The 21345-nt window shown below is 60.7% G+C and carries 22 protein-coding genes; 7 read left to right on the plus strand and 15 right to left on the minus strand.

Annotated features, from left to right (window positions below):
- Positions 1-35 precede the first annotated feature (35 nt).
- From ACGVWT_RS15730 to ACGVWT_RS15795, 14 genes are all read right to left on the minus strand, one after another.
- Positions 36-1931, minus strand: coding sequence for a type IV secretory system conjugative DNA transfer family protein (locus ACGVWT_RS15730; protein WP_147035680.1), 1896 nt, complete (start codon positions 1929-1931; stop codon positions 36-38).
- A 15-nt stretch (positions 1932-1946) separates the two neighbouring features.
- Positions 1947-2969, minus strand: a complete 1023-nt coding sequence (virB11, locus tag ACGVWT_RS15735; protein WP_033967017.1) for a P-type DNA transfer ATPase VirB11 — start codon at positions 2967-2969, stop codon at positions 1947-1949.
- A gap of 4 nt (positions 2970-2973) precedes the next feature.
- On the minus strand, positions 2974-4257 hold the full coding sequence (gene virB10, locus ACGVWT_RS15740) for a type IV secretion system protein VirB10 (protein ID WP_147035679.1): 1284 nt from the start codon (positions 4255-4257) through the stop codon (positions 2974-2976).
- Between the two features lies 1 nt (position 4258).
- Positions 4259-5266, minus strand: coding sequence for a TrbG/VirB9 family P-type conjugative transfer protein (locus ACGVWT_RS15745; RefSeq protein WP_052192522.1), 1008 nt, complete (start codon positions 5264-5266; stop codon positions 4259-4261).
- Position 5267: 1 nt separating this feature from the next.
- Positions 5268-5945: a virB8 family protein gene (locus tag ACGVWT_RS15750; protein ID WP_033967018.1), complete on the minus strand. Its 678-nt coding sequence runs from the start codon at positions 5943-5945 to the stop codon at positions 5268-5270.
- A gap of 432 nt (positions 5946-6377) precedes the next feature.
- Positions 6378-7415 (minus strand): type IV secretion system protein, encoded by a 1038-nt coding sequence (locus tag ACGVWT_RS15755; protein ID WP_147036967.1) that lies wholly within the window; start codon positions 7413-7415, stop codon positions 6378-6380.
- A 67-nt stretch (positions 7416-7482) separates the two neighbouring features.
- Entirely contained in the window at positions 7483-7755 is a 273-nt protein-coding gene (locus ACGVWT_RS15760; protein ID WP_244305220.1) for a hypothetical protein, read from the minus strand.
- A complete protein-coding gene (locus tag ACGVWT_RS15765) occupies positions 7755-8477 on the minus strand; it encodes a type IV secretion system protein (RefSeq protein ID WP_147036955.1) in 723 nt (240 codons plus the stop codon). The genes ACGVWT_RS15760 and ACGVWT_RS15765 overlap by 1 nt, the downstream gene beginning before the upstream one ends.
- Before the next feature lies 1 nt (position 8478).
- A complete protein-coding gene (locus ACGVWT_RS15770; RefSeq protein ID WP_147036956.1) occupies positions 8479-10845 on the minus strand; it encodes a VirB4 family type IV secretion/conjugal transfer ATPase in 2367 nt (788 codons plus the stop codon).
- Positions 10838-11173, minus strand: coding sequence for a type IV secretion system protein VirB3 (locus ACGVWT_RS15775; protein WP_147036957.1), 336 nt, complete (start codon positions 11171-11173; stop codon positions 10838-10840). The genes ACGVWT_RS15770 and ACGVWT_RS15775 overlap by 8 nt, the downstream gene beginning before the upstream one ends.
- A 1-nt stretch (position 11174) precedes the next feature.
- Complete coding sequence (locus tag ACGVWT_RS15780; protein WP_147036958.1) at positions 11175-11498, minus strand: TrbC/VirB2 family protein; 324 nt, start codon at positions 11496-11498, stop codon at positions 11175-11177.
- Between the two features lie 21 nt (positions 11499-11519).
- Complete coding sequence (locus ACGVWT_RS15785; protein ID WP_147036959.1) at positions 11520-12836, minus strand: LPD7 domain-containing protein; 1317 nt, start codon at positions 12834-12836, stop codon at positions 11520-11522.
- Complete coding sequence (locus tag ACGVWT_RS15790) at positions 12833-13432, minus strand: lytic transglycosylase domain-containing protein (RefSeq protein ID WP_147036960.1); 600 nt, start codon at positions 13430-13432, stop codon at positions 12833-12835. Before ACGVWT_RS15790 ends, ACGVWT_RS15785 begins: the two co-directional genes overlap by 4 nt.
- Positions 13433-13781: 349 nt before the next feature.
- Positions 13782-14186, minus strand: coding sequence for a hypothetical protein (locus ACGVWT_RS15795; RefSeq protein WP_244305222.1), 405 nt, complete (start codon positions 14184-14186; stop codon positions 13782-13784).
- Positions 14187-14825: 639 nt separating this feature from the next.
- On the opposite strand from ACGVWT_RS15795, the gene ACGVWT_RS15800 reads away from it, so the two are divergent.
- On the plus strand, positions 14826-15461 hold the full coding sequence (locus ACGVWT_RS15800; protein WP_394427195.1) for a Hin recombinase: 636 nt from the start codon (positions 14826-14828) through the stop codon (positions 15459-15461).
- A gap of 140 nt (positions 15462-15601) precedes the next feature.
- Here the strand turns inward: ACGVWT_RS15800 and ACGVWT_RS15805 are convergent, their stop codons facing one another.
- On the minus strand, positions 15602-15847 hold the full coding sequence (locus tag ACGVWT_RS15805) for a helix-turn-helix domain-containing protein (protein WP_147036963.1): 246 nt from the start codon (positions 15845-15847) through the stop codon (positions 15602-15604).
- Between the two features lie 191 nt (positions 15848-16038).
- Here ACGVWT_RS15805 and ACGVWT_RS15810 point away from each other — a divergent pair, with 191 nt between their 5' ends.
- From ACGVWT_RS15810 to ACGVWT_RS15835, 6 genes are all read left to right on the plus strand, one after another.
- Positions 16039-16455, plus strand: a complete 417-nt coding sequence (locus ACGVWT_RS15810) for a hypothetical protein (RefSeq protein ID WP_394427199.1) — start codon at positions 16039-16041, stop codon at positions 16453-16455.
- Positions 16456-16549: 94 nt separating this feature from the next.
- Complete coding sequence (locus ACGVWT_RS15815; RefSeq protein ID WP_147036964.1) at positions 16550-17410, plus strand: replication initiator protein A; 861 nt, start codon at positions 16550-16552, stop codon at positions 17408-17410.
- 526 nt (positions 17411-17936) lie between these two features.
- A complete protein-coding gene (locus ACGVWT_RS15820; protein ID WP_208663178.1) occupies positions 17937-18953 on the plus strand; it encodes a helix-turn-helix domain-containing protein in 1017 nt (338 codons plus the stop codon).
- A 368-nt stretch (positions 18954-19321) separates the two neighbouring features.
- Entirely contained in the window at positions 19322-19936 is a 615-nt protein-coding gene (locus ACGVWT_RS15825) for a hypothetical protein (protein WP_244305224.1), read from the plus strand.
- A 44-nt stretch (positions 19937-19980) separates the two neighbouring features.
- Positions 19981-20304 carry a single-stranded DNA-binding protein gene (locus ACGVWT_RS15830; protein WP_147036966.1) on the plus strand — a complete coding sequence of 108 codons (324 nt, stop codon included), beginning with the start codon at positions 19981-19983 and terminating at the stop codon, positions 20302-20304.
- A gap of 243 nt (positions 20305-20547) precedes the next feature.
- Complete coding sequence (locus ACGVWT_RS15835; protein WP_394427206.1) at positions 20548-21267, plus strand: hypothetical protein; 720 nt, start codon at positions 20548-20550, stop codon at positions 21265-21267.
- Positions 21268-21345: the final 78 nt, after the last annotated feature.

The following is a 21345-nucleotide window of genomic DNA, read 5'->3' on the forward strand; positions in this document are numbered from 1 at the left end:
GATCGGCGAGCGCAACGCGTCACGTTTCCTGGCCGTTACGCGGCCTTGTCTCGAACTATTACGACATGCTCGAACAGCTTCGCCACGCGCTGTTTTGGAGGCACCGCAAGAGCCGCCTCAAGCGCCGCTTGATTCAAACGAGTTGAAATGGGGGCCACAGCGCCGTTACCGGCTCCGGCCGCGGCCGTCGCGGGAGGTGCAGGCTCTGCCTGCGTTGCCTCGATCACCCTCAGGCTGTTCGCGGCAACGGCCGGATCCGGCCGGATCTGAGGCATCTGCGGCGCCGGCATCTTGGTACGCTCGATAAGCTTCTTCTCGGCATAGTAACGGACCTTCTTTCCATAGGTCGCGTACATCCCGCGTCGAAAAACGATCAGGTCATTTTCAGGCAGAAGCTCGACTTCCTGGGGGAGCATGAGCGGCCGGCGCTGGTCGGAATCAGACGTTGATCCACCACCACCGCCCCAAGTACCCATCGAGCGTGACCGCGCACGGAAGGTGTAGCTACCGAGCTGGTCAGAAATCTTCTTTGCCTCGGCGAGGCCCGCAGGCCGCAGGACGAGCCGCACGGCGCAGTTGCGCTCGATGTCGGCGGCAACCTTGTCTCCGTAGACACCTTGGATCTGTTCCATCGACTGGAACGCCGGCAGCATCCGCAAGCCGTAGCCCGCGACATAGCTGAAGGCGTTGGCCAACACCGTGCATTTTCCAAGGCTCGCGAACTCGTCGAGTGCCAGCAGGACCTTTACCTGGTGCTTGTCGCCCTTGGGCAACTCGCGGACATTCCGATCGATCAATTGCTGAAATAGCAGACCGTAGATCGCCGCAACGCGGTCAAGATCGTCGGGCGACACGCCTAGATAAAGCGAGATCCGCTTGTCGCGGAACTCGCTCAGGTCGAAGTCGCTCTCGGATGTTGCGGCATCGACATAGGGGTTGAGCCAACCATTGATCTTCGACGTGACGGACTGCCGTATCCCGGTAAAGGTGTTTGCAGACGAGGTGGTGTAGTCGAGGATCGCGGAGACGCAGCCTGTGGACAGCGGCTTGCCCGCCTTCTGCCGGGCCGCAATGATCTTCGGAAAGCGCTTTTGAGCGTCCCCGCCAGCGAATTGTCGATAGACCTCGCCGAGGGTGAACGGCAGTGCGTCCTCGCCGTCGTCGACCGTCGCAGCAATATACGCTGTGATGCCGAGGAAAGCGGTTCGTGCTCCGGCTGCCCAGAAGGGATCACCAGTCAGCGGATCGGGGTAGAGCATCGCCGCGATCTTCTGGAGCTCGTTGATGACCTCCACGGGATCGCGCCGGTTGATGTAGCTCAACGGATTCCACCGGACCGTTCGGCCGCTGGGATCGAGCGGGTTGAACAGGAGCACCTCCTGCCGGAGCGCACTCATCCGGTAGCCGGCGGTGTTGTCGTAATTCTCCTGTTTGATGTCGAGGACGACCAGCGAGTCCGGCCAATCGAGCAAATTGGGGATGATGACGCCCACGCCCTTGCCGGCGCGGGTGGGGGCCTCGAGCATGACATGCTCCGGCCCGCCAAACCGCATCACCTTGCTCCCGAACTTGCCGAGGACGATGCCACCTGGCGCGAGAAGCTTACCCTTCTTGATCTCGCCGATGCGAGCCCAACGTGCCTCGCCATGAAGTTTCTGACGCGTGAAGAGTGTAGAAACGATTGTGATGGCCGTCAGCACCAGCCCGATCCCGAAGCCGATCAGGAAGGGCTTATAGACGATCGGATACCCCTTCATCGCCCACAACGCGCCCGGCACCTTGCGCCATGGCGTGTGGATGTTGAGAAGGTGAGAGGCCCAAAGAACCACGAGCGCCCCAATCGCCGCACTTACCGCCAAACCGATGATTGCGAGGAAGACGATCGCGCCTGGCTGCGACCCTTCGCTGCTGCGAACCCATTTGCCGCTCACGTTTCGGTGCCTTTCTCAGTCGCGAGCTTTGCTCGCGGGATCGAACCAAACTCCAGTCATCCGATACCGCGCCGGCTTACCTTCGCCGGGCGGGATGCGATGCATCTGAACAACGATATCAACGAGCGATCGTAGGAGGGCGCGTACATCGTCACGATCAAGATCGCTGCCGCCCTCCGACTGCTTCACTAGCAGCGTGAGCTGCTCGAACGCGCCTTCAGGCGTATTTGCGTGGATCGTCGTGATCGAGCCGGGATGCCCGCTGTTCACGTTGCGGAGGTAATAAAAGGCTGTTCCGTCGCGCAGCTCCTGAAGGAGGATGCGGTCCGGCCGCATACGCAGTGCCGACTCCAGCAACTCCTGTGCGCCGGCCTTCTGCAGTCCCTTGCCGTCTTTGGCATACATCATGTGCACGCGGTTCGGATGCGGTACGACCAATTCGCGCGTGTCCTCAATCGTCAGGATACGCTCATATTCGGGGATAAGCTTGATAAGACCTTTTGAAAAACTGGTCTTACCCGAGCCCGTGGCACCGGAGATCAGAATGTTTTTGCGGTTCTCTACCGCTCGCCGAAAGAAGGTCTTCCATTCGCCAGCGTCGCGCAGCCGTTCAAGCTCGTCGTCAACCTCGCCATGCAGCCCCTTGGCCCGGACCTCGCTGAAAAGTCCTTCCCGGTCGAAGTCGTCGATGTCCATCGTCACCCCCGACGCTTTGCGGATGGTGATCGAGATGAACCCCTGCTCGACAGCCGGTGGGACAACGACCTGAGCACGTTCACCACCCGGGAGAACAGACGAACAGACCGGATATTCCGAGTTGATATCCTGCTTCGTCAAACCAGCGATGAGCTTGGCTAGAGTCATGAGGGCGGCGTTGTCCAACGCCGGCTCCTCATGCCACTCCCAACCATTGCGTGTTTCCAAGCCGATCACACCAGGTCGGTTGATGACCAACTCAGTCACATCCGGCCGGGAGAGATGCCTCTGTATCGGCTCTGCGTTGTGCTCGTAGATGGCAGAACTTACGTTCGACGCCATACGCTCAACGCCTCAGCCCGACTTCGTAGACGGAGCCGAAATCGAAATCCTTCGCGACGAAGATAGCGGCGGTATCCCCCTGGTTCTTCTTCAGGATGGGCCGGATCTGCATCGTCTGGGATAGCACGGTCTGGCCAGTGGTGCTGGGAACCTGAGTGGTATTGCTTCCATTACCCGCCAGCGCCCGCCCCGCGATGTTGGATGCGTCTTCAAGTACCGAGATCACCAGCCCAAGACCGAACCGCGCCCAAAATTGCGTGTCCACACCTCCCGGCAAACCGGCGCGGCCGAGACTATCCGCAGCAGGCGAACCGAGATCGATCGCCACGCCCCGCGGGGTAAGCGCTCGCGTCCAGACGACGAACAAGCGGGCTTGCCCCTGCGTGATGCCGCCAGAATACTGACCAAGAACCTTCGTGCCCTTGTCGAGGAGCACGATGCGCCCGTTCTCAGAATAGACGTCGTGATTGATGACGCAGGAGACGAACCCGGCCTGCGTCGAGTTGATGGCCGTCTGCAGTGTGCAGGGGATAACCGTGCCGGCGCTCAACAGGAGATTGCGATCCCCTACTGTCGTAGCGCGAACGGTTTGAATCGCGGAGTGGCCGAGCTGATCGCTGAAATCAGAGGGGCCTTTGCCCGCTGCTGCCGGCGCATCGTCGTTCGGATCGCCAAACCCGCTCGCCCCGACGCCCTGCCGTCGAACGGCAGATTGACCAGCCTCCGCTACTTCCTGACCGCCTTGCTGTGGCTGGGCTTCACCCACTGCGGTGGCAGAAGACGTGCTGCCGAACGCCATGATGGGCGATCGCCGTGCGGCGTCGGCCATCGCTCGAGCTTGCTCGGCGCGCCGTTGCTCGGGAGTTGGATTGCCGTTTGACGCAACGGCCGTGCCCTGTGGCGCTACGACGGTATTGCCGTTCGCATCCACAGTCGTCTGTCCCGGCGCGCCAGCTATCGGGCGGCCGAAAACGTCTGTAGCAGGCGCACCGGTTTGGCCGAGCTGACCCGCAAGGGCTGCACGCTGCGCATTAGGCGAGTTCATCACGTCCTCAACGGAGCGCTCGCTCGCCTTCGCCGGCTGCGCGGCTGTGGTCGTGACGGCTGTGCGGTGGAACGCTCCGTATCCTATCGCGATGCCACCCAGCGCACCCAGAAGACCTATGCCGGCGCCGATAAAGGCGATGTTTCCCCAACCCCCGCTCCGCGCGACAGGGGTGTCCTGCTCGCTCGGGGGAACGGTATCGACAGCAACCTCGCCGCCCCGGTCAATGACATTGCCGACCATGTTACTGCCCCTTCACTTTGCGCTCGACGACGTTCGAGACAGTGCCCGTCCGATCGCCGCGATCGTTGCGCATCGGCGCTTCATTGTAGATGCACAGCACCGAGGTGCCGCGCCGCAAGCGGATCTGCCGGTAAACGGCGTGGATCACTACGAAGTCCTCGCGAACGTCGTAGGGGACGATCGTCTCGGTCCCGTCGACATCAACCGCGAAGATCGACGGAATGTCGGCGTGCCCTGGGTAACGCAGCACCGTGAACTCGCCGTTGTCGGAGATTTCTGATGGCTGCAGCGAGGAGTCCCCCTGCACCGTGTACTTCATGTTCCGCGCGCCCTCGATCACGGCGTGATCGAGCGCCGTCTGCGCGATGTTCGTCTCGATAGCCTTAGCCGCCTGAGCCTGGGCAACCTGCGCCTGCAACGTCGCCATTGCCCGCTCTTCGCGTGGGTAGTGGAACCGCACCCCGTACATCTGCTGACCCGGTGCGAGTGACAGATTGAAGTGGTAAGTACGCGGCGTTCCTCCAGCGTTGGTCACGACGATGAGGTTCGTTCCGGCCGCCTTCTCGCGAGGTTTGAGGAACAGGATATTGGCGACAGGTGCGATCTGCCACGAGACCGTGTCACCCAAGGCCGCTTGCGTTATCGTCTCGCCTGGGCCGAACTGTATCTCGATTGCGTGGCGAAAGCTGCCGACAATCGTAACCACCTGATCCGGGTCATAATTGATGTTGCGGACTCGAGCGTCCTTAGCCCCAGGGCGGGGCGTATCAGACGCGTAAGCCGGATGCGGGTAGATCGTCAGCGTCGCCGCACCCACGACCGAAAAGGCGATCAGACGATGCCACACTGCGCCAACGCCGCGCCAGAACCGGCTTTTCGAACCGGCATCCGTTACAACCAGCTCCGTCTTCGGCGGAGACAGTCGTGCGCCCAGCTTTTTGCGGAGCTTGGGCATGAAGGGGACGACCACCCGTTCGGCGTCGTTCGAGGTGTTCGATGAATTGCTCATGTCACGCCTCCGGGTCCGAGCGATAATTGACGACTTGGAAGCCGAGCGGATTGATATTCCGATCCTTCTCGCTTTCCGGCGCCGTGGTGAATTTGAAGGTCAAGATCGCGTTCCAGTTTTGTGCGACCGGTGCGTTCTGGCCGAACGTAATGATTTTCGTGAAACGGACTTGTGCCACGGTCGGGCTTAGGAAGCTGATCGTCCGGATCGAGATGGAGACAAAGCCTCGCTCGCCATAGATATTTGACGGCGCGTTCTTGTTGTTTGACTCTACGCCGTTCAAGTAACGCGCGCCTTCCGCCTGCTCGCTCATCAGCATGACGGCGTATGCATTCTCGCGAGCGGCATTGTTCAGCCAGCCCTCGCGAAGCCGGACATACTGCGAGATGAAGTAGCGGTTCACCGCTTCCTCATAGGTTCGCTGCTGCGGACCCTTGAGCGCCGTCACGATTTGGGTCTCGCCGGAAGAGCGATCGACCTTGATAACGTAAGGCTGCACCGTCTTGAGCGGGGCGAGCATCGCAACCGCACCGACAGAAACCACCGCTAGTGCGCAAGCACCCGTTGCAACACCCCAAGCGAGGCGGCGCGACTGGATCGCGGCACGCATCCGGTCGTACTCCCACGTCCTCGACGTCTCGAAGTATTTATCTTTATCTTCGGCCTTAACCGCGCCCATGACGGCGATCCCTTCAGCAGGAGGAGTAGGAGAGCGCGCGATCCCGTTGGGATAGGCGTGGCGCCGACCGGGAATTATTCATCGCGCCCGGCCCGATAGGAGCTTGAGTTGCTGCACCCGCGTCCGGGGCGGGGGCGGGCACAGGAGCCGGCCCGGTTCCGCCTGAAGGCGGTGCAACCATCGACTGACCCGCTCCTTGCTGCGATGCAGGCAGCGGCACCGGCAGGCTGGGCAGGATCGAGCCGTATAGGTTGGCCGGACGACGGTGCTTGCCGTCACAGACTGCGGCCGGCTTGATGTGACTCCCGGCGCAGCCGCTAAGTGCCAGCGCACCTAACGCTACGATGATCAGCCTGGTCATGTGGTCTCCGTTCGTATCTGGCGCGCGATGGCGATTGGATGGGTTCAAAAAATGCGGGCTCGCCCCGCGCCTTAAGAGGCGCGGCGGGCCGAACCCCCGGTTGCTGTTGAGGCAGCAGCCGGACGGTTCGCCTGGGTGGCCCGGCGGAACATGAGGCGGTTCGTCAGCATATTTGCGCCGGTCATCAGGAAGCCATGGCCCCCCGAGGACGCACCGCCCGCGATGCCGGCGGCGATCGCTGGTGATTGGAAGAAGAAGATCGAACCGACGATGTAGATCGCGCTGCACGCAAGCGTCGCGGCGAGCATCAAGTCGGCGGTGAGGGTGACATACGTGCCCTCGATGGTCACGAAGCCCGACCCGTCCCCTACCGAGCCCATTATGCCATCCATCGCCGCTTCTTGAAGTCCGGTTATGAATTTCGTCATGATCGCCATCACGACCATCAGGAGGATGAAGTTGGCGGTTTGCTTCAGCCAACCATCGAACAACCACCGTGACGAATTGAATAGCAGACAGGCTAAAGCCAGAGGAGCGAGCGCAACGCAGATCGCCACCGACAGCTTAGCGAAGATGACGATGCAAAATCCGATCGACGCCGATAGGAAGGCGAACACGTATAGAATGCCGATACACAGATAAGTGATGACCCAGCAGCGAAGCTGAATGAGCGGGGTTCGAACGTCCGTCAGCCCTTGCGACGGCATCAACTGGACCTTCGCGTTTGCCGCACTCATCCTCGATGCTAGTTTGCTGGTATCGGAAACATAGGTGTCGAAGGTAGTGCCGGGGTTCGTCACCGGCGTACCCGATCCTGCCGCGATGATCTCGGTCGGCAGGTTCGTGACAACGTTCACGACGAACGCCGAATAGCCGACAGCACTCGCCGCAGCGAGAGCGAACCCGACCTTTCCCGCTTGGAAAACAAGCTCTCTAAGGGGCGCCTGGATAGCGCCCCTTAGGACCGCAAAGCCCAGCAACAGGAAGTAGATCGTCGCTGCAAGCGCAAGAGGTGCCGCAACGAAGGCGACCAGTCCGGACCCGAACGATGCAACAGACGTCGCGATAGCCGTTTCAACATACGAGTACATCGTCGTGAACAGCGTCATGATGTTGACTGGGGCGGCGGGCATCTTTGCTAGACCTTAGAAAGCGTCAGGAGGCAGTCGGCTGTGCCTACTTCCTCTTGGTATTGGTGTCGTAGAAGTCACTCGCGCTCTTCGCTGCCGCTGCTTCGGCGACCGAGACGCTTGCCTCTTGGGTCGTCGAACAGAAGCGGGCCTTTTGCTCAGCCGTAAGACGGCTGTATTCGCCAGTGTTGCACTTGGCCTGCCACTCCGTGAGCAACTGGCGGTTATCGATCAGCTCCTTGGCCGTCGGAACCGCCACCTCCTGCTGGCACCCGCAGACGATCAGCAAAGCGCCGATTGGTAGGATCTTGCGCATCATCACTTCCTGATCGTGTTCGCGCCGTAGAAGGCGGCTGCATTACGGGCGGCGGCAGCCTCGGCGCTGCTAGCCGCGAGGTTGCCTTCGCCGGCCTGTGCCATCTGGATCGCCTGCATCTTCAGCATGTCGTTCTGAAGGTGCGCTTGCTCGACCGCGATCCGTGCTTGGAGGTCCATGACGTCCTTCGGATCCTTCGCAACCGACAGTTGCTGGCGAAGCTGATCGAGACCCTGCATCCGGGTTTGCGAAAGCGCGAGGGTGTTTTCACCCAATGCAGCCGTCGTGGCGGCGGAGCCCGTCGAGTTCTTCAGAGCGGCCGCGTATGCCGCATCGGCATCCGACCCCGACGACGAAAGAGCGTAACGCGACTGAATGTTCGAGGCCAAGCCTCCGAGCGCGCCGAGCTGCGAGAAGTCGCCGCGGAGCAGCGTCTGCGCGTCGATCGTCGTATTCGGCAGTATGTTGCGGACCTGGCTGTTCGCGAGCTGCGGCGCGATGTTGTTGACGTTCGTCAACTTCGACAAGGAGTCGAACGCCTGCTGGGCCTGCTGGATCTGCTGCTTGCCCTGGTCGACGATCGTTAGGGTCTGCCGAGCGGTCTGGAGCGCTTGCAGATAGGTCGTCGTATCGAACACCGGGATGCCTTGCGCCGCGGCCGGCGACGCGAAGGCGGCGAGCGCAAAGGGCGCGCTCGCGGTCATGATAATGCGCTTGAACGACATCTCAGCTTCTCCTCTGGTTTGCGTAGAAGTGCGGCAGCCACGCCGCGGGATCGGTGCCCGCATGGGCGATGGCCTCTTCCATGGCTTCGAGCGTCTCCGCCCGGCCAGAAAGCACCTTCAGCTCGTTGAACATGCCACCAAGATCGAGCTTTGCGACGATCGACGTGTGGCCCTGTTTGACCAGGAAGGTCCGGCTTTCCGGAGTGAGCTCCTCGCGGATCAGTCTGTATTCGGCTTCGGTCAGCCCAAGGCCATCGATGTAATCCGACCGCCGTGCCTCGGAGTTGGGAAGGAGAATCTTGGTCGCCGTCTGCTCGATAATCGCGCTCGCGATCGGTGAGCGCAGGGCGTCGGCAGGAGACTGGGTTCCGAACACCAAAAACGCGTTGCGCTTACGGAAGGTCTTGAGACCATCCTTGGCAAAGGCCCGGAACGCATCGTCCTCCAATGCCTTCCAGAACTCGTCGACATCGACAACCACCCGCTGCCCGTTGAGCAGCTCGTCCACGCGGTGGAACAAGTAGAGCATTGTCGGGGTGCGAATTTCCGGATTTTCGAGGAAATCCGTCATGTCGAAACCGACGAATTGCGCCGATAACGACACCTCGTCTTGTGGGCCATCGAACGCCCAGCCAAGCGCGCCGCCCCGGCACCAGCGTTCCAATCGAGCCCCGATGCCCTCCGCGTCCGCATAGCCGAGCATTTCGCGCAATGCGCTGAACGAACGTGCCTCGGCCGGCAGGCGCATCACAGCGTCAATGCCTTCATCGATCAGGCGCTCTTCGGCAACCGAAAGCGGCTGGCTCACCCGACGAACAAGGACCCGAATGAACTGGCGCAAGAAGGCGATGTTTGCCGGGTTCGCGGCCAGCCCTTTCAACGGCGCGAAGCCGGTTGGCACGCCATTACGAAGTGTCAGGTACGTGCCCCCGCACGCACGCACGAAAATCTCGGCGCCGCGGTCCTTATCGAAGAACACCTGCTTCGCGCCGGTCTTTTCGAGCTGCGCCTGTAGGAAGTTTTGCAGGACCGTTTTACCGCCGCCCGTCGGACCGATGATAAGAGTGTGGCCGACATCGGCGCGGTGGAAGTTGAACCAGAAGGACGAGCCTGCCCGCGTCTTCAGGAGCGTCACCGCTTCGCCCCAATGATTGTCCGACTTATGGCCGGCGGGGAATGTATAGAAGGGGCTCAGCGCCGCAAAATTGCGGCTGTTCACGACCGCCGGACGAGCCCGCATTTTGAAGTTGCCCGGGAGCTGCGCCCAGAAAGCGGCTTCCAGCGCAACATCTTCGCGGGCCATTACCATGCCGGTGTCAGCCGCTGCCGATCGCGCGATCGACAGCCGCTCGAGCAGACGCTTGGGGTTCTCGTCGATCACCGATAGCGAAAGGTGATGTTCGCCCATCGCGAACCGGTTCTGCATCAGATCGTCGACACCATCGAGCAGCTCTTCGGCTTGGCTGACTCCTGCGTCGTCAGACGACACCATTTGCTTGTACTTTTTGGTGAACCGTTCGCTTGCGACGGACTTCACCAATGGCGCAAAACTTTGCGTGAGGACAAAGGGGAAGTCGAGACTCAGAAGATCGTTGAACTGGCCGGTGCGGGTCGACGCGACATATTCGCGGACGCCGAACATACCCAGATAATGCGATTTGTGGGGTAGCCGAATTTCGGCCGCTTCGCGCCCGAACACGATGCGCGACGTGTAAAGCGCCTGACCGAGGCGACCATTCAGCACCGGAATACGAATACGGTCGCCGGTCAGGACGAAGTGAAGCACTTCCATTGGCTGTGAGAACAGCACGCCGTTATGTTCGTAGATCGAGAGTGGCTCGGGCGTGATCTGCGCGAGTAGCTTCTCGAAATCACGGCATTTATCAGCCATGATCTTCATCGCGCGATCATCTATTTCCGCGCTCGCCTTCCGCTTCGCAAACAGCCGCGTCAACTGATCGCCTGCCATCTGCGACGGCCGCACTAGGATCGTGACGTAGAACTCGTTGTGATAGAGGACCTTCTCCTTCAGCGAGTCAGCGTACTTGGCCTGCAGCTCGCGGGCAAAATCCGAATGGAACTCGCCTTCAAGAATTGGATCCGTCGCGGTTCGCACAAGGTGCGTCCACATCGCGACGCGATCGTCGCCGATCGAACGCCAAGCGACGTTCAGTTTGTTATGCCAGGTGTTAAGGTCGGAGACGTCGCTAGTCTCGAATGGCCGCCCATCCACACGATACATGCGGATAAGCGAGCCGTCTTCGAGTGCGATAACAGTGTCGTCGACATGGCGTGTATAAGGGATGAACTTGATATCATCCGCCTCACGCTTTGCGACCTTCTTATGTTTCAGCTTGAAATCAGTCATTGCCGAACTGCTTCCGCTTCACGCCTTTGCCGAGACGAACAGGAGAGTAGCTGCCGCCACCCCAGAACTTACGGTTCTTCGAGATGAATCCGGTCTGGAACCATAGGCCCCAGAGCCGGAAAGCATTGAAGTCGTAGTGACAGATCATCCGCGCCGGGAAGTAGAGCGCACCGAACAAGGCCAGGGGGAAAAAGGGATTATGAAATATCCCCCAGATCACCATGCAGACCATGATGATCGGAAGGATCGCCTCAAGCGGCAGTCCCATGAACACCGACGGCCTGGTCAGGGCGAGGAAGACCTTATCCTCGGCGAGCTTGTCTTCCATGTTACGCCGTTCCGCCCATCCAACCGACGATCGTCGCGGCCGAGAAGATGATGCCGATACCGATCAGCACGGTAACGGCGCGGCCCCAATCCATACGACCGGTCAATTTGGCATATCCGACGGCCATGACGGCGATCACGCCCACCACCGATGCGATGGTGATCATCCAGTCCTTGATGGTGTTGAGGCCGCTCTGGATCGCGGTCCCGCTCTGCGCGAGCGCAGGCTGCGAAATCGCCATCAGAGCGACGACGCCGGCAACGCCGACGACTTGCCGGGCGCGGCGATCGGACATCATCCGGCCCATGCTGCGAGCAAACTTCATACGGGTCTCCATGGCTTGAGATTACCTCTCCAGGTCGGGGGTTGGTTGTGGCGGTTCGATCTGTCGAACCGGGGTCGGTTCACGTACCGACACATCAAGGCCGCGCCGGAGCACGTCCGAGATCATCTGGCGGCTTTCGAGCGTGGCGGCCGATGTCTGGCCGACGTCACCCTCGAACACCTCACCGAGGTGCCGCTCCATTGTCGCTTGCGCCTGAAGCGCATTGGCAAGCCGCGGCTCCGCCGCGATCCTGTCGGCTGCGCCATGCAGGAATAGTTCGGCCAGCGCCTCGCTCTCGTGGCGGTGATCGGCAGCGGCGTGTTCGCGCTCCTCGCGCACCAACGGCGTTTCGGGGTTGGTTCGTGGGTCTGGGGCGCCGTCTTTATCCCCGTAGTGCGCCTGAGCCTCCCGGTCGGCGTCGACAAACGCGCTCAGCGTCTCACGGGCGACATCCTCGCGATTGAGGCTGGACCGGACGAGATAGATCGCGTCGGCGATGTCTTTATCCCAAAGGTCCTTTGCAGCCATGCTCCGCAAGTCGTCCGGCTCATAGCCGGCCTTCTTGAAGGACGCCGCGAGGGTTTCGCTCTCCAAAGCCCGATCGAGCGCTCCGTCAAGATTGTCCCGGTTCACCTCGAGACGCTCCGACATGAATTGCGCCTCCATCGGAGACAGGTGTTCGTGAAAATCTTCGACAAGCGCCTTCCGGTCGCGGGTGTACGCGCTGACGGTCAGCAACAGTCGTTGATCTTCAGAGGATAGATCGTCGACGATCGTTCGTTCGCCTTGGGAGGCGTTCGACCGTTCCCCGTCCGTTGTGCGACCGGCGACGGTAGCCTCTACGCCGGCAGACTTCCCTGCAACCTGGTCGGCGATCGGCGCTTTTGATGCTGCCTCGCGCTCACGCCGTTCGGCATCCTCACGACGGAGCTTGTCCATCTGCGCCAGCTCGGCAAACTCCGGCTCATAACCGCGCACGACCAGGCCCTCGCGGGTGCCGGCGGTCCAAACGGCTTTGCGAAACTCCGGCGATCCGTCGACGTCGATCCCCTCCCAACCGTTGTGCTTGGCGATCTTGACGAGCGCATCGATGGTTTCTGGATCCTCCTTGCGAGCGACGATGCGCTCGCCGTTGCCGGAGATTTCGATCGATGGATTCTCGCGATCGGCGGCAAGGAAAAGACCGATGCGGCGATCGGGAGCGCCGTCCTCTCCAATCAGACGGACCTCGTAGCGACCCCGGAGCTCCGGCGGGATTTGAAACCCGGCCTGCTCTCCCTGGTCAGCCTGAGGATCAAGGTCCCGGCCGCCCCGCGTGACTGTATTCTCTGCGCTCACTTGAACACCTCGACGGTGGTGGAGGCAACCTGACCAACGACCCAGGCGTCTTCCGCTGGCGCCGCCTTCACGGCGCTGCGCGGCTTGACGACCACCAATGGTGCTCCGGGAATTACGGGGGCTGCGTCGATCGACCCGAGATCAGTCGCGGCCGCCCAGACACGGCTGACGTATCCGTTGCGGAACCCCCGCGTCAGGGTGCCAGTGTTGTAGAGGGAGTAGGTCGCGGAAATTGCGTCCATCCCGGTATAGTGCTTGCTCGCCAGCCCGTAGCCATCCTGCAGGACGACCGATGCCAACCTCAGATTGGTGCAAGGCTCGAAGACCTGTTCAACGGTCACGCCCAGGCGGGCGAAATTCGCCGAATTGATCTGCGCAAGCCCGACATCAACCGTATGGCCCTTGGCCATATACTGCCGCACCAACGCCGCGCCCTCAGCGACCGAGCTCGCCCGCACGCGAGGACCGTGATTGACGTTGATCGACAGATCATCGCCGCCACTTTCCGTGACGACGAGCGGCACAACGGCCTCGGTCGCGACCCCGGGCGCGCATTGCTGCGCCAGAAGCGTGATGGCGGCGACAGTGTGGATCATTGCGCCGTGACCGTCTGGTATCGCGTATCAAGCGAATAGCGAGAGGTGACGCCATCCGAGCGCGTGACGCTCAGATCGTACCCATGCTTTGCTTTCTTCGTCTTGATCCCGACGCCGGTGCACGTCGGGAACCCACCGCCGAGAGCAAGGGCATTCCACAACTTTGTGATGGGGGGCACGCACGCCGCATATTTCGTCGGCGATCCCGGCGTCGCCAGGCAGAGGATTACCTGACAACCCCAGTCTGAGGCATATGCCGGCTGGGGAGCCGCGACTGCGATCAGTCCGGCTGCGCCGAAGGCAAGAGCGCCACTGCTACCCACAATCCGATTGAGCAATCGTCCCATCGTCAACCACCTCCCTTTGATGCGCGCCATGCGGCAGTCGCAAAGACGTCCCATTCAGGAGGCGGCTTGGCTGCGACTGTGAGGGCCGACGACGGCGCGCCGTGAGCGTCAGCCTCAATGGGATTGGCCGGCGCGTCTGCACTGGCCACATTGACGATCCAGTCCTCGTCTTCTTCGACTGGACGCGTCCGATCGATGACCTGCCCAGGACGTGCAAACGCGATATGCCAGTGATTGGAGTGACCGCGATCACCCGGTCCAAGCAGCTCGATGAGACGGACGCCGCTCTGCCCCATCAAGGCGCGGATCTGCTCGCGGTTGATCGAATTAACGCCCCCCGAAGGCACGAAGTCGATCGCCTGCCCGTATTTGTGCCAGCTATACCGAGCGCCGTAGTTGGCGTTCATCGGCCGGATAGTGTCCGTCACGCGGGCACCGAATGCCCGACGAACTAGGGCTGCGACGTTCGATACAGAGGGTGCGCCTGTTACTGCAGGAGCTGAGCTCCTCTCGTCGACATGCGCCAAGGCACATGCATCGAAGACCGAGGCGGGCGTCACGCCATATGTCGCAAAGTCCCGGCCAGCGATGCTCAATGGGCCGGCACTAAAATCCGCTCCCAACGCGATAAGATCACGGACCGTCGCTTCCGCATCGGCCTGAGTGGCAGGATGCCTTACTAATGTCGCGCCCGTGCGAACCGTGATCGCGAACGGCACTGGCGCAGGGGCCATAACGCCGCCCAACCCTGCCGCGCAGAGCTGAACCGCTTTAGCCGTGAGAGCCGCTGGAAGCATGACCGTTACCCTGTCAGCTTGTCAATAAATGTAATATGGTCGAAGTTGACAGGGCTGGCAACACTCAATCGCGATTCAGAAGGGAACCAAATCCTTGTTGCAAGAGCGGAATGATCGGAGGTCGGCGGCGTTAGCGCGGTTGCGGACCACCACAGCGTCGCATAGGAAAATTACAGTACGGATGCGCCCAAAGTGGCCGCATTCCGTTACGTCCCTCCCCGTTGAGCGCCGAACGCAGAGGCCTGTACATTGAGTAAAATCGTCGCTTTTATCGCCCAGACTCCTGGCTCCGCGACCATCGAAGACCAGCAGGCCTGTCTTGAGCCGAGCGACCTTCAGGTACTCGCAGGGCGTCGCACTTTCGGACAGCTTGAGGACCTACTCGCACTTAAAGGCATCCGTCTCGGCAAGGGCGATAGAGTGAAGGTCCACGACCTACCTTGCCTCGATATCGCTACTCCGATGCTCGTCAGGGCGGTCGTGAAGCTGCTGAAACAGGGTGTTACGTTCGAGATCTGCACGCCGCAGCTCGTCATCGAGCCGAGCGGCGACGATAAGGTCCATGCGATGCTAGAGGCGTTGGACAGCCATTACCGCCACATGCACGGTATCAAGACCCATCCCCGGCAGATGGCGCCCGCAGGGCGGAAGCGCCTATTAGACCCGAGCAAACTCCCGGAGATCCAAGCGAAGCTGAGCGCGCCTGGGGCGACACAGGCCGAGGTAGCCCAGTCGCTGGGGGTCTCACGCTCGACGCTCTTCAACTATCTCGAGAAGTATGACGTCGAGCGCCAGGCCGAACGCCCTCGCCGGAAGACGTCCAGTTACGCCAACGAATCGGTAGCCGAAGCCACCGAATCGGAGCACAAAGTGAAGACGAGCTAACCTAGCGCCGCCTGTAGTCTTCCCAAGGTCCACTGGCATTTACCGCAAACCAGTGACAATCGAATCGCGACTCCAAGAAGCAGTACGTGAATGCCCGGTTCCAAAACATTCAATATGGATGTTTTTCCGGGCAGCGTTCGTCAGTCGCCTTCACATAGCATCTTGCATAAATTAGTATCGACTGCTTCAGACAGTTTCACCATCATATCGAGCGTCGGGTTCGCACGCCCATTCTCGATGAAGGAGAGATACCCAGGAGTAATCCCAGTTCGCTCGAAGAGCTGAACCTGGGTGAGCTTCAGCGCTTTGCGGCGCGCCTTGAGGCGCCCTCCAAAAAGTAGGGCGGTAGGGTGAGAAATCTCCTCAAGGTGAAGAGCATTAGCCATCAAATCAGTCTCATAGCAGTCACGTTGGGTCAGGTATGAGCCGCGGTTGGAGCGCAGCTTATACCGTCCGAGGGCAGATCGCACCCCCTAGAGCGTTTACAGCATCCGGTGCATTAATCTTTGACAACGGCGTGTCAAAAACGTTAGGTCCCCCATTTATGGCATACTCGCGCGATAGTCAGAGAGCCAAGGTGAAGGCGTTGGTCCAGCAGCAGCGGGGCAACCTCTACTCGAGCGGCCATCAGAACTTGAACATGGCGCTGCCCGTCGAGGCGATCGACCAAATCGACCGCCTCAAGAAGCGGTACAATCTGCGCTCGCGCGACGCCGTAGTCGCGAGGGTAATCGCCAAATCACATGCTACGCTCACCCCGGAGGCGTTTACCCTTCGGGCAACTGATGGCGCGGTCGTCCTCAAGCGGATCTCTCCGATCGTCCCCAACGAGCTCGCGGGCTACGTCAAGCGCATCCAGCAGCAGTTCCGAAACATCCCCTATGGGCCACTGTTCGAGATGATGCTGGCGACCGTTGGGGCGGATTTGACGATACCTCCAGGGCTGCCCGCCGACACCATCGAAGCTACCGCTGTCCCTACGAGCGACGCATGACCGGCTATCGAAACCCCAACCACAGCATCGAGCGCCGAAGCGACGCAGGCATCGCCCTCGTGCTTCTGCGGACGGTTATGCAAGGCGACCTCTCATGAGCGACCAGCCTCAGACCTCTCAAGGCGACCTTTTTGCGCTTCGCAGCCCGCTGATCGGCGAGGTGCGAGGGGAGCGGTCGATCATGGCCTACCCCTTCTTTGCCCTCGCAACCTCGTGGAAGAAACCGCTCTCCTACAAGACCGACAGCGTTTCGATCGAGATCGTCGGCACTCCCTCAGGCGTGGCAACGATCTACGACAAAGAAATTCTGCTTTATATCGCCAGTCTTCTACTCGCTAAGATCGAGGCAGGTGTACCCGCCTCGCAAGACTTCTACTTCACGGCATACGACCTATTCCGCGTGACAGGCACCAACACCTCCGCCCGGTCCTACAATCGCCTTCAAGACGCACTGGAGCGCTTGCAGGGCACGCAGATCAGAACCAATATCGAGTCTGGCGGTGAGGGCGAACGCGGCTATTTCTCCTGGCTATCCGAGGCCCGCCTCTCGTACACCAAGCTCAAGAACGGCAAGCAGCAGTTGAACGGCGTGCGCGTTCGTTTGTGCGACTGGCTATACCGCGCGATCGTATTAGATCGCGCCGTGCTCGATTATGACCCCAGCTACTTCCAAATTGGCCCCGTCGAACGTCGGCTCTATGAAGTGGCAAGGGCGATTTGCTCGCCCGGTGCGGTCGAAATAGACATCGATGATCTCCGGCTACAAATCGGATACCAAAATACGACACGGCATTTCAGGAATGTCTTGAAGGGAATAGCCGAACAGAATGCGGTTCCCGATTTCCAGATCGACTTGAGCGAACCAAGCGGCGACCGCCCGAAGGGCCGGCGTGGTCCTCGTCCTGCTGCATCCTTGGTGACGATTACTCCCAAAGCGCTTCTGTCGAACCGCTAAACCTAAGCGACGTCGAATCGGGGAGGCTTCTGAGTCGGGGCCGGCCTAAACCGTCCGCGAGAGCACGACTCTCGATAAATCATCGATCGCCATGCCCGATATCCGTCCTCGATAGCACGATATTACCGTCCGCAAGAGCACGACAGCGCGTCAAAACCGTCCGCGATGGCACGACATTTTGTTCGAAATTGTCCGCAAGAGCACGATGCGAGGACGCTTCCGCCGCCCGCCGTCGGCTGGCATCATTTTAGGTGAATGGTGCAGTCGCGCTCGCGGCACGCACGCAGCGGACAGAAAGGGTGGCCGTGAGCACATAAACGAATGCCCGGCACGAGGCCGGGCACCCAGGAACCTTTATGCGGCAGCGTCGCCAAACGCTGACAGGTCACTCTCAGGCCTCCCAAATACAGGTTTCAGAGCTTCGGTTCAAGGGAGCGCGCTTCGCGCCACGCCTTCATTTTGCCTGCTGACGGCCTCTCGCATGAGAGGGCGAACGATGGGACTTACCCTACAGACATCTCCGGCGATGGCCGGCTCAGTAGTCGACGAACTGCGCGCCGCAGGCGTCTCCTACGAGGACGTTCAGATTGCGCTGGCGCATCAGGAGGCGCAGCGCAGGGGCGGTGTGCCTGTACTTCCCCTGCGCGTGATTTGCGGCCTCGACAAACCCCAAGCTCGTGCCGATCAGGTGATGCTCGAGAACACGCGCGCCCTGCTCATGGTCCCCCGCCGCGGCGGAAGACCCCAGGGGGGGCTTCATATCACCCGCCGAAAAATATGGGCCAACAGCGTCAAGACGGAGAGCCCGGAGGAAGCGGAGTTTCATCGTCCGCTAGGGATTCCCCAGCGCACTCGCCTCTACCGGGCCAAGCGCAGTCTCTTCAAACTAGCCCAGAAGCTCGCCCACGAAGCGCGACAGAAGACGCGCACCTTGACCGACCATGAGCTCCTCGTCGCACAATTCACCCAGTCGTGTGAGCGGGTACTCCACCATCTCCTTTGGGAGGAGCGGGGGCGGAAAGGTTGGCTGACGCCTGACTACGAAACGATCATGGAATGGACAGGCCTATCGCGTTCGACCGTCTATCGCACCTTGAACCTGCTCAAGGAGATCGGCCTGATCGAATGGATCCGGCGGTTCAATTATTCGAGCGACAGCCAGTCAGGCGCACGATCGGAGCAAACCTCGAACCTTTATCGTCTGACGCTCCCGGTCTGGCTGGAAAAGATGCTGGGCATGTATTCGCCCCTGCCTGCCGACGAAGAGCATCGTCGCCAGTTAGCGCTGGAAGATCATGCAGCGATGCTCGCAGCCGTCTCGCCCCGCGAACGGGGTAGGCTTATGCCCGATGATGCCGCCATCAGAGCCGATCTCGCGAACGCGGCGTTGCGCCTCGATCAGCGCGTTCGCGCCCTTCCTGTTGCCCGTGAGTGTCACAAGAACATTGCTCCTCTAATGGATTATATATTCTCTAAGAATGGAGATAAGGAATCGGCCTGGTCGGCCGATGCTTACCGCCCTGACGGGCATCGCTTAGCCTAGAAGCCCCGCTAAACCTCCGACCATCCGCCAAGAATAACAAGCGGGACCGACGCCTACGGCGCCGGAATGCTCCCCAGTGGGAGCAAGCGGATTGCTCAGCTCTCCGAACGCGATCGTCACGCCTGCTGCCCGCGCAAGAGGAGCATCACGTCGATCATACCGCCCTTCCTCAAAAGGCTGTCGCCCCTCGAACGAGGCGGCTCATCGGAAACCGGTTGTCCAGTTTCGTTTGTTTGATAATATTGAACAATGCATTGGACCTCGGATCCCGAGCCGGTTCCTAGCCACCCTGCGTCGTCGGAGCGGTTCGACGTCGCATTCACGCTCGTGCTGTTTTGAGGCTGCGCGCTCTCTTCGGAGGTGCCGCCATGCTCGCGGTGATAATCCTGTGGCATCACCCTGGTCGCGATCATGGCCCCGTCGACGCCGGCACGCTTGGCTGCACCAACGCTGGCGACGGGTCCGTCTGCGATGCCGTTTCGGGCATCTCGAAGGCTTTGAAAACCTCGATGCTCCCGCCGCGCCACCCCGAGCTTCTACCGCCGCCCGAAACTCCGGGAGCTGTTGATGCGGCCGTTACCCAAGCCAACATCGATACTACGATTTGTCGGCCGGGTTACGCTCGCTCGGCGCGGCCCAGCTACGAGCTGACCGGCCCGCTGAAGCGCCGGATGATGAACGCTCAACACCCGGGCGAACCGATGTCCGCCTATGAGCTAGATCACCTAATCCCAATCTCGCTTGGGGGCGCCCCATTCGACGCCAAAGATCTCTGGCTTCAGCCCCGTCAAGGACAGATGAACGCCGGTGACAAAAATGTCCTAGCTTACGTCCTGTGGCGGTTGGTTTGCACCGGCCAAGTGCCGCTGAAGGTAGCGCAATATGACATCAGTCATGATTGGACGCGGGCGTATCAACTCTACGCCACACCGGAGAATATCGAGAAGTACCACTTTCGTCATGGGGCTTCCGGTCGCGAATAGTGTGCTGTCCGCCCCCAGCTTTTCGTTACAGCAAGGAGAATGTGATGCCTCAAAATATCGCAGAATTTCGGATCATCGGACGCGTCGGCAAAATTACTCCTCGCGATCGCGTTACGTTCGTCAGTGTCGCAGCAAACTATAATCGCCGGGATGGCGATGAGTGGAAGACCGACACACACTGGAACAGCGTCGTATGTTTTTCGAACGTTGCGAGCCAGGTCGAGGCTGCCGGGAAAGGTGATCTTGTCCATATCACCGGCCGGGTGCGGGAGAGTCAGCATGGGCAGGACAACGACACCAGCTATCGGACAGAGCTGATCGCCGACTCTTTTTCGATCTTGGCTAAGGCCGGAAACGAAAACGGATGACAATGTCGGGGGCGGCCTTCGGCACGGCTCTATCGCGGCAAAGCCGCGACCGAACCCGCACAAGCGGTTTCGTCCCTCTCGGGTCACGATCCTCGCCTGAATGGAGGGCGGGCTCCCCAGCCCGGCCCTCCAGGAAGTCTCTGACCGCTCCTGTTCAAGGACAAGCGCGGAGCGGGGCGGCCAAGGCCGCCCTGGAGGGGAGGTCGCTGTTTGATTTTCGGTTCAATTTCGCCGGAGATCTTCATGACCGACGTTTATCAAGCACACAGGACGGTTCAGATGGCCCGACTGCCGCTCGACGCTGAGCTACGCGCCAAAGGTATCGTCGAACAACTCGGCGGGGTGTGGAGGGGGACACGCGGCGAGTGCCGTTGCCCCGCTCATGACGACGGATCGCCGAGCCTCAGCGTTCGCCTTGGCGATACTGCCATCCTCTTCCACTGCTTTGCAGGATGTTCCACGGGTGAGGTTCTGAAGGCGCTGCAGCGGCGCAGGCTTCACGATCGTGGGCCGCTGTCGATGCCGGAGGCTAAACCGAAGCGGGACATGAGCGCGCTTGCGCTTCGTCTCTGGAAGTCCAGCGAGCCGATCGCCGGCACTCTCGCAGAGAAATACCTAATCGCCCGCGGTCTTCCTGCGCCTTTCTCACGATCGCTGCGGTTCAACCCAGCGACCATTTTGGGTTCTGGACCGAGTAAGCGCATCATGCCTGCCATGATCGCGTCGGTCGAGACTGATCTTGGGCTGGTCGCTGTGCAGCGCACCTTTCTCGATCCCGAGAACGTGCTGCGCAAGCCGATCGCAAAGCCGAAGGTCGCGCTAGGCCTGCTGGGTATCGGCGCCATTCGCTTGGCCCCGGCGACGGAGGAGCTCGGATTGGCGGAAGGGATCGAGGACGCGAAATCCGCGATGGCGTGGCATGGAACGCCAACCTGGGGTCGGCTCCGGCTGAGGGCGAAATGACACTCTAAGCCGAAAGAGCATGGTTGGAGAAAGTGCGAAGCCGTTTCACGCGATGCATGCCTGATTGCAGCAGCGGTT

Source organism: Sphingomonas sp. S6 (assembly GCF_043498045.1).
Lineage (GTDB): Bacteria > Pseudomonadota > Alphaproteobacteria > Sphingomonadales > Sphingomonadaceae > Sphingomonas.

Coding starts and splice junctions, on each gene's coding strand:
- virB10 (WP_147035679.1), bottom strand. CDS start 4,257: ATGGTCGGCAATGTCATTGACCGGGGCGGCGAGGTTGCTGTCGATACC.
- ACGVWT_RS15745 (WP_052192522.1), bottom strand. CDS start 5,266: ATGAGCAATTCATCGAACACCTCGAACGACGCCGAACGGGTGGTCGTC.
- ACGVWT_RS15835 (WP_394427206.1), top strand. CDS start 20,548: ATGACCGACGTTTATCAAGCACACAGGACGGTTCAGATGGCCCGACTG.
- ACGVWT_RS15820 (WP_208663178.1), top strand. CDS start 17,937: ATGGCCGGCTCAGTAGTCGACGAACTGCGCGCCGCAGGCGTCTCCTAC.
- ACGVWT_RS15750 (WP_033967018.1), bottom strand. CDS start 5,945: ATGGGCGCGGTTAAGGCCGAAGATAAAGATAAATACTTCGAGACGTCG.
- ACGVWT_RS15815 (WP_147036964.1), top strand. CDS start 16,550: ATGAGCGACCAGCCTCAGACCTCTCAAGGCGACCTTTTTGCGCTTCGC.
- ACGVWT_RS15765 (WP_147036955.1), bottom strand. CDS start 8,477: ATGTCGTTCAAGCGCATTATCATGACCGCGAGCGCGCCCTTTGCGCTC.
- virB11 (WP_033967017.1), bottom strand. CDS start 2,969: ATGGCGTCGAACGTAAGTTCTGCCATCTACGAGCACAACGCAGAGCCG.
- ACGVWT_RS15755 (WP_147036967.1), bottom strand. CDS start 7,415: ATGACGCTGTTCACGACGATGTACTCGTATGTTGAAACGGCTATCGCG.
- ACGVWT_RS15790 (WP_147036960.1), bottom strand. CDS start 13,432: ATGATCCACACTGTCGCCGCCATCACGCTTCTGGCGCAGCAATGCGCG.
- ACGVWT_RS15780 (WP_147036958.1), bottom strand. CDS start 11,498: ATGAAGTTTGCTCGCAGCATGGGCCGGATGATGTCCGATCGCCGCGCC.
- ACGVWT_RS15830 (WP_147036966.1), top strand. CDS start 19,981: ATGCCTCAAAATATCGCAGAATTTCGGATCATCGGACGCGTCGGCAAA.
- ACGVWT_RS15770 (WP_147036956.1), bottom strand. CDS start 10,845: ATGACTGATTTCAAGCTGAAACATAAGAAGGTCGCAAAGCGTGAGGCG.
- ACGVWT_RS15825 (WP_244305224.1), top strand. CDS start 19,322: ATGCTCGCGGTGATAATCCTGTGGCATCACCCTGGTCGCGATCATGGC.
- ACGVWT_RS15805 (WP_147036963.1), bottom strand. CDS start 15,847: ATGGCTAATGCTCTTCACCTTGAGGAGATTTCTCACCCTACCGCCCTA.
- ACGVWT_RS15760 (WP_244305220.1), bottom strand. CDS start 7,755: ATGATGCGCAAGATCCTACCAATCGGCGCTTTGCTGATCGTCTGCGGG.
- ACGVWT_RS15795 (WP_244305222.1), bottom strand. CDS start 14,186: ATGAACGCCAACTACGGCGCTCGGTATAGCTGGCACAAATACGGGCAG.
- ACGVWT_RS15775 (WP_147036957.1), bottom strand. CDS start 11,173: ATGGAAGACAAGCTCGCCGAGGATAAGGTCTTCCTCGCCCTGACCAGG.